The sequence below is a fragment of the Apilactobacillus kunkeei DSM 12361 = ATCC 700308 genome, from assembly GCF_001281265.1.
Taxonomy (GTDB): domain Bacteria; phylum Bacillota; class Bacilli; order Lactobacillales; family Lactobacillaceae; genus Apilactobacillus; species Apilactobacillus kunkeei.
The window spans coordinates 82,432-96,113 of record NZ_JXDB01000006.1; the positions used below are offsets into that span (position 1 = coordinate 82,432).

The following is a 13,682-nucleotide window of genomic DNA, read 5'->3' on the forward strand; positions in this document are numbered from 1 at the left end:
TAAATGGATGACAACCGCATTATCTCAGGCGATAGTGAAGGTAGAACTGAAGAAACATTCGAAAAATCACTCCGTCCACAATACTTATCAGAGTACATCGGTCAAGACGACTTAAAGAAAGAGTTGTCAGTGTACATTAAAGCTGCCAAACAACGTGAAGAAACTTTAGACCACGTTCTGTTGTATGGACCTCCTGGATTAGGTAAGACCACCTTAGCGATGGTGATTGCAAATGAAATGGAAGCAAACATCAAAACAACCAGTGGTCCAGCAATTGAAAAGACCGGTGATTTAGCAGCGCTACTAAATGAATTACAACCTGGTGATATTTTATTTATCGATGAAATTCATCGTCTTCCTAAGACTGTTGAAGAAATGCTTTATTCAGCAATGGAAGACTTCAGTGTTGACATCGTTGTTGGTCAAGGCCCAACAGCCCATCCTGTTCATTTGCCATTGCCACCATTTACTTTGATTGGTGCAACTACCAGAGCTGGATTGCTATCAGCACCATTTAGAGATCGTTTTGGAATCGTTGAACACATGAAGTACTACAATACCGAAGATTTACAAGATATTGTTTTACGTTCAGCTGACATTTTCCATACTAAGATTTATGATCAAGGTGCACACGAAATTGCAAGACGTTCAAGAGGAACACCTAGAATTGCTAACCGTTTATTAAAACGAGTTCGTGACTTTGCTCAAGTATCAAACGATGGAAACGTTGATGTCGATATCGTTGATACTTCACTTAAGATGTTGGGTGTTGATAACGAAGGATTGGATGCAACTGATATTAAGCTGTTAAAGACCATGATAGAGTTTTACAATGGTGGTCCAGTCGGTGTATCAACACTTGCTGCTAATATTGGAGAAGAAGTGAATACAATTGAAGAAATGTATGAACCATATCTTCTTCAAATTGGTTATATTAAAAGAACAGCCAGGGGTAGAGTGGTAACCGATAATGGTTATCATCACCTTAATTATCCGATTAATCGTGATAATTAGGGACTGGACTAATAATGATAATTTTGATAAGATATATATTAAATTATGAGAGGTACGGTGAACTATAATGGGTAACTACAGTGGATTTATTATTTTAATCGTATTATTTGCGATTATGTATTTCTTGGTTATTAGACCACAAAAGAAACAACAACAAAAACACGCAGAAACATTAAAACAACTTCAAAAGGGTGACCACGTAACAACTATCGGTCGCTTACACGGTATCGTTGACGATATCAACGAAGAAGAAAAGACTGTTACTTTAGATTGTGACGGCATTTACTTAGTATTTGACCTAAACGCAATCGCAAAGGTAACTGATCGTGTTGCTGACGCTAAGTCAGATGATTCTGCCAAAGAAGCTAAAGAAGAAAAATAATAAGTTGAAAGAGACAGTTTTCAGCAGTGCTGAAGGTTGTCTCTTTTGTCTGTTAAGGCCTAAACAACATAAATGACCATATGATATAATTATATTATGAATTTATAGAAGGATATTAGGAGCGATTATGAGTAAAATGTTTAATTTTTTCAAATTATCAACGCAAAGTAAGATTATCAAAGCCATTTGCGATTTTGATACAATTATTATCCATAGACACCAACGACCAGATCCGGATGCATATGGTTCTCAAATGGGATTAGCTAACATCATCAAGGCATCTTTTCCAAATAAGAAGGTTTACTGTGTTGGAAAGCAATATCAAAGTTTTGATTGGTTAGGAACAACCGACGAAATTGATGACGATGTATACAAGAATGCATTGGTTATCGTTGTTGATACCGCTAACCAACCTCGGGTTGATGATGATAGATATACCCAAGGAAAGATGATGATTAAGATTGATCACCATCCAAATGATGACCAATTTGGAGACATTATGTGGGTAGAACCAGAAGCATCAAGTACATCTGAATTAATCTATGATTTGTTTGAATCCTCAAAGAAGTTAAAGATTAACGCAAATGCTGGTCGCTTATTATACGCTGGTATTGTTGGTGACACTGGTCGTTTCAAATATCCATCTACTTCATCAAACACATTTAGGGTGGCATCAGAATTGGCTAAGTTAGACTTCTCGACTAGTGAAGTTAATACAATTGAATCATCAATTGACTTACCAATGGCTAGACTATCCGCATATGTATATGAAAATCTAAGTATTACCGATAGCGGAGCCGCTTATATCGTATTAAGCGATGAAGTTTTGGAACCATTCAATTTGGGCAATGAAAGAACTTCAGCCGTTGTGCCACTTCCTGGCAATATCAATCAAGTAACCGCTTGGGCTATCTTTATTCAAAAAGAAGATGGCACATACAAGATTAGCTTGAGATCCAAAGGACCAGCTATTAATGAATTAGCCAAGGAATTTGGCGGTGGCGGTCATGATTTGGCAAGTGGTGCCGCTGCTAGAGACGAAGATGAAATCAAGTCGGTAATTAGTAAATTAGACGAATTAGTCGCTAGTTACAAAGGAGAATAATAAATGCCAAGTACATTTAAGCAATATAATTTAAAGACATTCATCATGGATGCTTTAGATGAATTAAACTTTAGAGAACCAACCGCTATTCAGGAAAAAATTATTCCTGAAATCCGTAAGGGTAGAAGTGTTGTTGGTCAATCAGCCACTGGTAGTGGTAAGACTCATGCGTTCTTGTTACCAATTTTTGATAAATTAGACGTTGATACCTTGGAAGTCCAAGCTGTTATTACAACTCCAAGTCGTGAATTAGCTTACCAAATTTACAATAATGCTAAGCAACTAGCTAAGCATTCAGACAAGACCATTCATATCGCTAACTACGTTGGTGGTACTGATAAGGTTAGACAAATTGAAAAGCTAAAGAATGAACAACCACAAATCGTTATTGGAACTCCAGGACGTATTTCTGATTTAATCAAAGGCCAACATCTACAAGTTCATACAGCTACTCAACTAGTAATTGATGAAGCTGATATGACACTAGACCTTGGTTTCTTAAACGACATCGACAACATCGCTGCAAGCTTTGGTAAGGATGTTCAAATGATGGTGTTCTCAGCAACCATTCCACAAAAGTTAAGACCATTCTTGAAGAAGTATCTTGAAAATCCATACGTTGAAAACATCCCAAACAGAACTGTTATCAGTCCAACAATTGATAACTGGTTAATTTCAACTAAGGGTCAGAACAAGAACGACTTAATCTACAAGTTAATCACCATGGGTGAACCTTACCTTGTATTAATCTTTGCTAACACTAGAAAACGTGTTGAAGAAATTTATGAATTCTTACGTAATCAAGGTTTAAAGGTCGGAATCGTTTCTGGTGATTTAACACCTCGTGAACGTAAGAGAACTATGAAACAAATTCAAAATCTTGAATTCCAATACGTTGTAGCTACTGACTTAGCTGCTCGTGGAATTGATATTGAAGGGGTTTCTGATGTTATTAATGATGATATTCCAGAAGACTTGGAATACTTCATTCACCGTGTTGGAAGAACTGGTAGAAATAACATGCCTGGAACTGCGGTTACTCTTTACTCTCCTGATGAGGAAGATGAAATTGACGCATTAGAAAAGATGGGCATTTCATTTAAGCCAAAGGTTATTCGTGGTGGCCGTGTTGAAGACACTTACGATCGTAATCGTAGAAAGTCGCACCGTCGTGGTCATGACAAGCTAGAACCAACCATGATTGGTATGATTAAAAAGAAGAAGAGAAACGTTAAGCCTGGTTACAAGAACAAGATTAAACAAGAGCTTAAGCGAAACGATGAAATGAATCGTCGTATCCAACAAAGAGAAGAAGGACGTCGTAAGAGAAAGTCCAAGAAGAACAGTTCACAACGTTATAGATAACGTTTGACACCGGTTTTAATAAACCATATAATTTAGATATAAATTAGAGAACATGCTTGTATAATTTCATTTTAAGAGACATCTTGGTCGGTGAAAAAGATGATTGGGTTTATCAAGTGCTATCTCGAGTAATAATTAAATCGCTTTCTCAGCGTTATTGAGACTTAAAGAGGTATACGAAAAACATCGTTGCAAGTAAAGTGGTACCGCGCATATAGCGTCTTTACTAGCAACGGTGTTTTTGTGCTTATTGGAGGGAATTTCTATGAAAAAATTAGATAGTAGTCAAATTCGTGCTATGTATTTGGAATTTTTCAAACAACATGGTCACACAATTGAACCAAGTGCTTCATTAGTACCAAAGGACGATCCATCACTTCTATGGATTAACTCTGGTGTTGCCACAATGAAGAAATACTTTGACGGTAGTGTTGTTCCAAAGAACCACCGTTTAACTAGTTCACAAAAAAGTATTAGAACTAACGATATCGAAAATGTTGGTAAGACAGCTCGTCACCACACATTATTCGAAATGTTAGGTAACTTCTCAGTTGGTGATTACTTCAAGAAAGAAGCAATTACATGGGCTTTTGAATTACTAACTTCACCAGAATGGTTTGGTTGGGACAAAGAAAAGCTATATATGACTGTATATCCTGAAGATACTGATGCTAAGAAATACTGGCAAGAAGCAGGGGTTGCTGCTGACCACTTAATCGACATGGATGATAACTTCTGGGATATTGGTCAAGGTCCTTCAGGTCCAGATACTGAAATCTTCTACGACCGTGGCGAAAAATACGATAATTTAGCTCCAGATGATCCAGAAAACTACCCTGGTGGGGAAAACGAAAGATATCTTGAAGTTTGGAACATTGTGTTTTCACAATTTAACCACAAACCAGATGATACTTACGAACCACTTCCAAGAAAGAACATTGATACGGGGATGGGATTAGAACGTGTTGTTTCAATTTTTGAAGACGCACCAACTAACTTTGAAACCGACTTGTTCATGCCAATCATTGAAAAGACTCAATCACTAAGTGATGGTAAGAAGTACGGTACAAATTCTCAAGACGATATCGACTTTAAGATTATCGCTGACCACGCTCGTGCAATTACTTTCGCTATTGGCGACGGTGCTCTTCCATCAAACGTTGGTAGAGGATATGTTATCAGACGTTTAATCAGACGTGCCATTGTATCGGGTCACCGTTTAGGCATCAAGGATGACTTCTTATACCAATTAGTTCCAGTTGTTGGCGAAATCATGAAGTCATACTACCCAGAAGTATTGGAACAAAAGGATTACCTAGAAAAGGTTATTCATTCTGAAGAAAAACGTTTCAATGAAACACTATCTGATGGTTTACAACTTCTTGGTGAATTGATGGACAACTTGAAGAAGACTAACCAAAAGACCGTTGAAGGAAAAGATGCATTTAAACTATATGATACTTACGGTTTCCCATTAGAAATGACTAAGGAATACCTAGAAGATGCTGGATTCTCAGTTGATGAAACTGGTTTTAAGGCAGAAATGCAAAAGCAAAAAGAACGTGCTAGAAATGCCCGTGGAAACGACAAGTCAATGGGTGTTCAACGTGATCTATTAATCGACATTAAGACACCAAGTGAATACGTTGGATACTCACAACTAGAAGTTGATGATGCCAAATTACTTGATATTATTGTTGATGAAAAACTAGTTGACCAAGCAGGCGCTGGGGAAGCTGAAGTTATCTTTGATAAGACTCCTTTCTACGCTGAAATGGGTGGTCAAGTTGCTGACCAAGGTACAATTGTTGATGAAGATGGTAACCTATGTGCAAAGGTTACTGACGTTCAACATGCACCAAATGGTCAAAACTTACACACTGTTGAAGTAATTACTAGTCTGTCAAAAGACCACCAATACAAACTAAGTGTTGATCGTAAGTTCCACGCATTGGTTGAACACAACCATACTGCAACCCACTTATTGGACCAATCATTGAGAAATGTTTTAGGTGACCATACTCAACAAGCCGGTTCATTAGTTGAGCCAAACTACTTAAGATTTGACTTCACTCACTTCGGTTCAGTTACTAAGGAAGACCTACAAAAGGTTGAAGACTTAGTTAACGAAGAAATTTTTAAGGCAGAACCTGTTACTACTGTTGAAACAGATCAAGAAACTGGTAAGAAGATGGGTGCCATCGCCTTATTCGACAGCAAATACGGTGATAAGGTTAGAGTTGTTAGTGCCGGTGATTACTCAGTTGAATTCTGTGGTGGTAATCACGTAAGCAACACTAGTCAAATTGGACTATTCAAGATTGTTTCAGAATCAGGTGTTGGTGCTGGTGTTAGAAGAATTGAAGCCGTAACTTCAAAGGCTGCTTTTGATTACCTAAACAATGAAGAAGCACTTCTAAAACAAGTTGCTGATCAAGTTAAGACTATCCAAGTTAAGGAAGTTCCTAACAAGGTTGCTCAATTACAAGAACAAATCAAGGACTTACAACAAAAACAAGATAAGTTAGAATCAAAGATTGCTAGCCAACAAGCTAACTCATTTTTCGATGACGTTAAACAAGTTAACGGAAACAAGATTATCACTGGTGTCTTAAATGTTTCTGGAATGGATCAATTAAGACAACTAGCTGATACTTGGAGAAGTAAGAAACTATCAGACGTATTAGTACTTGGAACTCAAAGTGGTGAAAAGGCTAACCTAATCGTTGCTGTTAGTGATGAAAAGGTTAAGGATGGCATGAAGGCCGGTGACATCATTAAGTCAATTTCTAAGGAAATTAATGGTGGCGGTGGTGGCCGTCCAAACATGGCTCAAGCCGGTGGTTCAAAGCCTGAAGGATTACCTAAGGCAATGGAAGCAGCAGTTGCTTGGTTAGAAAACTTTTAAAAATAATTAATATTTAAGTTTTATTTTGTTCCAAGTAGAATTATAATAAACCTACATCATAGATTTAGAGGTGTTATAAATGAGTGCTTCAGATAAGACAATGTATTTTGATTTAAGCAACAACACTCCAAAGAATGTTCACGATACTCTTTTAATTGTATTTAAGGCGTTGGAGGAAAAAGGATACGATCCATACAATCAAATTGTCGGATATTTAATTTCAGGAGATCCTGCATATATTCCTCGATTTAATGATGCTCGTAATTTAATTCGTCGATACGAAAGAGACGAAATTATTGAAGAGTTGGTTCGTTTTTACTTGGACAAGAATAATGATCGTGAGGAAAACTAATATATGAGATTAATGGGGATGGATGTCGGATCTAAGACAGTTGGGATTTCCGTTAGTGATTTGTTGGGATGGACAGCACAAGGTGTTGAAATCATTCCAATTAACGAAGACGAAGAACAATTTGGATTAGATCGGGTAGCCGAATTAGTCGAAAAATATGAAATTACGGGGTTTGTTCTAGGATTACCTAAGAACATGAATAATACCTCAGGACCTAGGGTTGAAGCTTCAAAACGATATGGTGAAATGTTAAAAGAAAAGTTTAACTTGCCAGTCGACTTTGTTGACGAACGATTAACAACTGTTGAAGCCGAAAGAATGCTTATTGAAAAAGCGGACACTTCTAGAGAAAAACGTAAAAAAGTTATCGATAAAATTGCCTCCGAATTGATTTTACAAACCTATTTGGATGGTAAAGGTAAACTAACAAGATAAAGAGAGGAGAGCTTAGCAATGGACAACAACAACGAAGAAGAACAACAACAAATTTCATTAGTTGACGAAAAGGGAAACGAAGAATTATACGACGTTTTATTTACTTTCGAATCTGATGATTTTGGTAAATCATACATCTTACTTTACCCAGCCGGTAAAGCAGATGATGAAGAAGTTAACATTGAAGCATATGCCTTACCAGAAGGCGATGATCCAATGGACCCACAAGGTGGAGATTTACAATTAATTGAAACTGATGAAGAATGGGAAATGGTTGAATCAGTGCTAAACACTTTATTAGATACCGATGACGGTGACGATGAAGAAGAATAAACAATAACTAAAAAGATGCCGCAACGGCGTCTTTTTTTGTGTTCTTTACTGGTTATAGTCTGCCTTTTCATGCTAAAATAGTGATGAAGTTAATGGAGGTTTATCGAAAATGAACGACACGAATCAACGCTTTAAAGCTAGTATTGGAAAAAAGAATTACACATTTGTAGGTAAGAGTTCCGCAGATCACATGAATACAGTGACTGAATTAATGAATCGTCAATTGGTTCAATTAAAAGAAATGTCACCAGATATTAATGACGAAGATGCAGCTATTTTATTGGCTTTTAACGCATTTTCAGAGCAAATTAAGTTACAAGAAAAATTAAATGAATTAACCGAAAATAACGAAGAAGAAGGAAACATGAACTAATGCTTTTTAATATTATTATCTTTCTACTACTTATCTATGGCGCATACGATGGATATCACCGTGGATTAGCACAAGAAATATTACGTGTTGTTGGTTTTTTGTTTAGCTTATTTGTTTCTCTATACTTTGCTAGAGATTTGAGCCAAGCTATCTTTGCAAATAGTAGTTTGATTAATGATCAAATCCTATGTAACAGTATCAGTTTCTTCATTATTTTCTTAATTTCTGGAATTTTTGTTCGTATTATTATCTCAATCGTAGATAAGATTACACACATTCCAGTAATTCATCAACTTAATGCATTAGGTGGGACCATTATTGGATTGATTATCGCTTACGTATCAATTCTATTTATTTTAAACGTGATTTCTGTTCTACCAAGTAATCAAATAACTAAACAATATCATCAGTCATCAGTTGCTGAGTTTATTGTTCATAAGACACCAATTATTTCACACGATTTATATGAAAAATGGCTAAGATAAGGTGATTAAATAAATGAATGAAAAAGTTCTATCCACTTTAGAATATGAAAAAGTTAAGAGTTCAATCGAGCAATACTTAACTACCAGAAACGGGAAAAAGGAACTAGCTGCACTATCACCGGTAGATAATCCTAACACTATTAATATGTGGCTTGATGAAACTGATGATGGGGCGCATATTTTACGTTTAGATAAAGAAATTTCTATTCCCAAGCTTGATGATGTTACTCCATACATGAAGCGTTTAAAAATCGACGCCTCATTGAATGGTAGTGAATTATCAAAGATAAATAAGATTTTAAAGACATCTAACTATCTAGTTAGATTTTTTAATAACCTAAGAGACGATGAAGTATCATTGAATCGTTTATATAAACTAATCAATGAAATTCAGGCAGTCCCAAACATTTCACAACGACTATCCGATTCAATTGACGACGATGGCAGATTATTAAATACTGCCTCAAAGGAATTGAATGCAATCAGACGTCGAATGGATGTTATTAAGGGTGAAGTGCGTTCAATTATGAATCAATTCACTCAAAAGCACAGTAAAGATTTAACTGAACCAATCGTAACAATTAGAGAAGACCGAATGGTGTTACCAGTTAAAGCTGAAAATAAAAATAAGTTTGGTGGAATTGTGCATGATCGCAGTTCTTCTGGCCAAACATTGTACATTGAACCAGCGTCAACTGTTGGTTTGAATACAGAACTTCGTCAAAAACAAATTGAAGAACGTCATGAAGAAAGACGTATCTTAATCGAATTATCTGATTTGATTCGTCCTTACCAAAGTGAAATCATCAATAACTCTAAGATATTAGGACACTTAGATTTGATTAATGCCAAGGCCAAATATGCGAGAGATTTAAAGGCAACCAGACCAATTGTATCAAACGAAAATCATGTTAACTTAAAGCAAGCTAGACATCCTTTAATTGATATGAATAAGGTTGTTGCAAATGATTTATACATTGGCAAAGATAACAAGGCAATTATTATTACCGGTCCTAATACCGGTGGTAAGACCATCACTATCAAGACATTAGGATTACTTCAATTGATGGCACAATCTGGTTTATTTGTGACAGCCAACGAAGGTTCATCCGTTGCAGTATTTGACAATGTCTTCGCTGATATTGGTGACGAACAATCAATCGAACAAAACCTAAGTACATTCTCATCACATATGGATAATATCGTTGATATTCTAAATGGAATTACCAAGAAGAGTTTGGTAATTCTTGATGAATTGGGTGCCGGAACTGATCCTAAGGAAGGTTCTGCTTTAGCCATCGCCATTCTAGACAAGATTGCCGAAAAAGACTGTGATGTTGTTGCTACAACTCACTATCCTGAATTGAAGGTATATGCATACAACCGTCCACAAACGATTAACGCATCTATGGAATTCGATAGTGAAACCCTTCAACCTACTTATCATTTAATGATGGGGGTTCCTGGTCAAAGTAATGGTTTGAATATTGCATCTAGACTTGGTTTGGATGAATCAATCATTACAGAAGCTAGATCATTGGTTGACCAAGACAGCCAAGATTTAAACACAATGATTGTTGAATTAACTGAACAAACTAAACGTGCTCGAGTTGAAGCCGATGAACTAAAGGTTCAATTGGATGATGCTACCAAGTTACATGAAGACTTGAGTGAAGAATACGCTAAGTACAAGAATCAAAAGGATCGATTGGTGCTTGCTGCTAAGCAACAAGCAAATGAAATTGCTGAATCTGCTAAGAAAAAGGCGGATGCAATTATCAAGGATCTTCATGAAAAGCAACGTAAAGTTGGCCAAGTTACCATCAAGGAAAATGAATTAATTGATGCTCAAGGTCAATTGAACTCACTACGCCATGACGTTAACCTGGTTAATAACCGTGTATTAAAGAAGGCGAAAGCTAAACACGATTTCCATAAGGGTGACGACGTTATGGTTAAGTCATATGGACAACGTGGTGTGTTGGTTAAGAAATTAGATGATAATGAATGGGAAGTTCAATTAGGAATTCTTAAGATGAGAATTGCCGAAGGTGACCTTGAAAAAATCAAAGTTGATAATGATGAACAAAGATTTAATACCAAGGTTAAAAGAACTGCTTCCAAACGCGTGTCAGCTAAGCTGGATTTACGTGGTCATCGCTATGAAGAAGCAATGCATGAAGTTGATCAATACTTGGATTCTGCCGTACTTGCAGGGTATCCTTCCGTCACAATTATTCACGGAAAAGGTACCGGAGCACTTAGACAAGGTGTCACAGATATGCTTTCTAGCGATAGACGAGTTGACTCCTTTAATTATTCACCAGCAAATGCTGGAGGAGACGGTTCCACAGTGGTAAAATTGAAATAGAAAATTAAATCGCATAAGACTTATTCTTTGCATTTAATTACTAAACAGTCTAAACTTACTTTCAGTAAGAAAAATAAGGAGGCTATTAATATGGTTTCAGAAACAACAGATAAGACATTTGAAAAAGATACTGCCGAAGGTGTTACTTTAACTGATTTTTGGGCAACTTGGTGTGGTCCTTGCCGTATGCAATCACCAGTTGTAGACCAATTATCTGAAGAAATGGGTGACAAGGTAACATTCAATAAGATGGATGTTGACCAAAACCCAGAAACACCACAAAAATTTGGTATTATGAGTATTCCTACTTTATTAGTAAAGAAAGATGGCGAAGTTGTAGATAGCATCGTGGGTTACCACAGCAAAGAACAACTAGCTAAGATCTTAAATCAATACCTATAAGACAAAAAAAGAACGTTTAGCATATCGCTAAGCGTTCTTTTTTATTATTGTTTTAAATCAAATTCTTTAACGGAATCCTCAATTACTGGAGCTGGATGCTTTGGATCCATATGTACTCTAATAAGGACGGTTCCATTTTTTTCTTCTTTAGGATTCATTTCAGCTTCAGAAATTACTCCGAATTGTTGTTGAGCAATTTGAGCTAAGAAACCGGATTCAAACATGAAGTCGGCATCTGGATTGGCTTCGATTCTTTTAGCAACGATATCTCCGCTCAATGTCCATTTGATTTCATGCTTGTTTTCAGAAGAAACAGATAAGTCACCTAAACCTGATTGTTTGAAAAATAGGACAGTATCCAAAGCGTCTTTTAATGGGAACTTTCTGGCAATCTTTTTACCAGCCCAATACATGATGCTGTGGGTATCATTTCCCAATAAATCGTTTAATAATACGTCTCTTAATAATTCTTGGCCCCATAGAGGACGAGTAGAATCGTTATCAATTATTTTATTGTAAAGATTATTATTATCCATACTTGTTAACCTCAATTCCTTATATACAAGTACATTATATTATAAATTTATCATAATTTATATATCCCAGTTAAAATTAAAGTAAATGTTTATCTTTAATAAATGTCAGATAGGGCTAAAAATGGTAATATAAAAGTAATGGAACTGAAAAGAGGGTTACTATTTTGAGCAAAAAAGCGATTGGTTTTATGGATTCTGGAGTTGGTGGCTTAACTGTTGCTAAGCTAGCAATGGAAGAATTACAAAACGAAAATATTGCATATTTGGGCGATGAAGCCCGTTTACCATATGGTGAAAAATCTAAAGAAGAAATTCAACAATATTCATTACAAATAGCAAACTTCTTAATTGAAAAAGAAGATATTAAAATGCTGGTAATTGCATGTAATACTGCAACTTCATACGCATTAGATTATTTAAGAAATCATCTTCTTATTCCCGTAATTGGTGTTGTTAACCCAGGAAGCATTGCTGCGGTCGATAATACAAAGACCAATCGTGTTGGATTAATTGCCACTAACGGAACTGTTAAGAGTGGTGCTTACGAACAAGAAATTAATAAGATTAATAATAATATCGAGGTATTTAGCCAAGGCTGTCCTAGATTTGTCACAATGGTTGAAAATCAAGAATACAAAGATGCCAAAAAACAAGAAGTGGTCGATGACGATTTATCAACTATCAATATGGATAACGTTGATACTTTAATTCTTGGTTGTACGCATTTTCCAATTATGCGTGAAATGATTCAAAAATCAGTTGGTGATTCCGTTAAACTAATTGATCCTGGATACGAGACAGTTAAGCAAATTAAGACGATTTTACAACAACATCATATCGAAAATGATGAAGAGGAAGATACTACTTATTCCTTCTACACTACAGGTGATGCGGATAACTTCAATCAAGTTGCAAACGAATGGCTTAACTATGAAGTACACGCAAAACACCTACCAATTAAAGAATTAGAGGAGCTATGATTATGGACACAATTCTAATTGCGACTAACAATCAAAATAAGTCCCGCGAATTTCGCGAAATGTTTGCCGATAAAAATATCGAATTTAAAACGCTTGCAGATTTTCCAGAATTAGGTAAAATTATTGAAAATGGTGAATCATTTGAAGAAAATGCCACCATTAAAGCACAAGCCATTTTCGAGCGAACTAACTTAGCCGTTTTAGCTGATGATTCTGGTTTGGAAGTGCCTGCATTAAATAATGAGCCTGGAATTCATTCAGCTAGATATGCTGGAGACCATGATGACGACGCGAACAATAAAAAGTTATTAGCAAAATTAGGTGACAGTGATAAGCGTGACGCTAAATTTGTGACTTGCTTAGTATTATTGAATCAACATGGTGAAAAATTCGTTGTTTATGGAACCGTAGAAGGAACCATTCTAAAAGCACCAAGAGGTGATAATGGTTTTGGATACGACCCATTATTTTATGTACCAAGTAAGAAGAAGACCATGGCAGAAATGTCTGATCATGAAAAAAATGAGATAAGCCATCGTGGAAATGCAATTAAACAACTATATAGTAAGTTTGACGAATGGTGGAGGGCTTAAGATTAAACTAATTGTAAGATTAAATAGTAAATGCTATTATAATCATAT

At 36.0% G+C, this 13,682-nt stretch carries 15 protein-coding genes; 14 read left to right on the top strand and 1 reads right to left on the bottom strand.

Features of this window, described 5'->3' with window-relative positions; genetic code table 11:
• The first annotated feature begins 3 nt into the window (after nt 1–3).
• The 12 genes from ruvB (at nt 4) to trxA (ending at nt 11,525) form a co-directional block, all read left to right on the top strand.
• A complete protein-coding gene (ruvB, locus tag RZ79_RS02635; protein WP_053791659.1) occupies nt 4–1,014 on the top strand; it encodes a Holliday junction branch migration DNA helicase RuvB in 1,011 nt (336 codons plus the stop codon).
• Nucleotides 1,015–1,081: 67 nt separating this feature from the next.
• Complete coding sequence (gene yajC / locus RZ79_RS02640) at nt 1,082–1,396, top strand: preprotein translocase subunit YajC (protein WP_080695532.1); 315 nt, start codon at nt 1,082–1,084, stop codon at nt 1,394–1,396.
• A 136-nt stretch (nt 1,397–1,532) separates the two neighbouring features.
• Complete coding sequence (locus RZ79_RS02645; protein ID WP_054449880.1) at nt 1,533–2,501, top strand: DHH family phosphoesterase; 969 nt, start codon at nt 1,533–1,535, stop codon at nt 2,499–2,501.
• Between the two features lie 3 nt (nt 2,502–2,504).
• Nucleotides 2,505–3,866 (top strand): DEAD/DEAH box helicase, encoded by a 1,362-nt coding sequence (locus RZ79_RS02650; RefSeq protein ID WP_054449858.1) that lies wholly within the window; start codon nt 2,505–2,507, stop codon nt 3,864–3,866.
• A 265-nt stretch (nt 3,867–4,131) separates the two neighbouring features.
• Complete coding sequence (gene alaS / locus RZ79_RS02655; RefSeq protein WP_054449859.1) at nt 4,132–6,774, top strand: alanine--tRNA ligase; 2,643 nt, start codon at nt 4,132–4,134, stop codon at nt 6,772–6,774.
• Nucleotides 6,775–6,853: 79 nt separating this feature from the next.
• Nucleotides 6,854–7,126: an IreB family regulatory phosphoprotein gene (locus RZ79_RS02660; RefSeq protein ID WP_034532160.1), complete on the top strand. Its 273-nt coding sequence runs from the start codon at nt 6,854–6,856 to the stop codon at nt 7,124–7,126.
• 3 nt (nt 7,127–7,129) lie between these two features.
• Complete coding sequence (gene ruvX / locus RZ79_RS02665; RefSeq protein WP_034532162.1) at nt 7,130–7,561, top strand: Holliday junction resolvase RuvX; 432 nt, start codon at nt 7,130–7,132, stop codon at nt 7,559–7,561.
• Nucleotides 7,562–7,579: 18 nt separating this feature from the next.
• Complete coding sequence (locus RZ79_RS02670; RefSeq protein ID WP_034532164.1) at nt 7,580–7,894, top strand: DUF1292 domain-containing protein; 315 nt, start codon at nt 7,580–7,582, stop codon at nt 7,892–7,894.
• A gap of 109 nt (nt 7,895–8,003) precedes the next feature.
• Nucleotides 8,004–8,267, top strand: coding sequence for a cell division protein ZapA (gene zapA, locus RZ79_RS02675; RefSeq protein ID WP_054449860.1), 264 nt, complete (start codon nt 8,004–8,006; stop codon nt 8,265–8,267).
• On the top strand, nt 8,267–8,752 hold the full coding sequence (locus tag RZ79_RS02680) for a CvpA family protein (protein ID WP_054449861.1): 486 nt from the start codon (nt 8,267–8,269) through the stop codon (nt 8,750–8,752). Before zapA ends, RZ79_RS02680 begins: the two co-directional genes overlap by 1 nt.
• A 13-nt stretch (nt 8,753–8,765) precedes the next feature.
• Nucleotides 8,766–11,123 (top strand): endonuclease MutS2, encoded by a 2,358-nt coding sequence (locus RZ79_RS02685; RefSeq protein ID WP_054449862.1) that lies wholly within the window; start codon nt 8,766–8,768, stop codon nt 11,121–11,123.
• An 84-nt stretch (nt 11,124–11,207) separates the two neighbouring features.
• A complete protein-coding gene (trxA, locus tag RZ79_RS02690; protein ID WP_272946541.1) occupies nt 11,208–11,525 on the top strand; it encodes a thioredoxin in 318 nt (105 codons plus the stop codon).
• A 44-nt stretch (nt 11,526–11,569) separates the two neighbouring features.
• Here the strand turns inward: trxA and RZ79_RS02695 are convergent, their stop codons facing one another.
• A complete protein-coding gene (locus RZ79_RS02695; protein ID WP_052471501.1) occupies nt 11,570–12,061 on the bottom strand; it encodes a YslB family protein in 492 nt (163 codons plus the stop codon).
• Between the two features lie 164 nt (nt 12,062–12,225).
• Here RZ79_RS02695 and racE point away from each other — a divergent pair, with 164 nt between their 5' ends.
• On the top strand, nt 12,226–13,041 hold the full coding sequence (racE, locus tag RZ79_RS02700; protein ID WP_080997437.1) for a glutamate racemase: 816 nt from the start codon (nt 12,226–12,228) through the stop codon (nt 13,039–13,041).
• 2 nt (nt 13,042–13,043) lie between these two features.
• A complete protein-coding gene (locus RZ79_RS02705) occupies nt 13,044–13,634 on the top strand; it encodes an XTP/dITP diphosphatase (protein WP_080997438.1) in 591 nt (196 codons plus the stop codon).
• Nucleotides 13,635–13,682 lie beyond the last annotated feature (48 nt).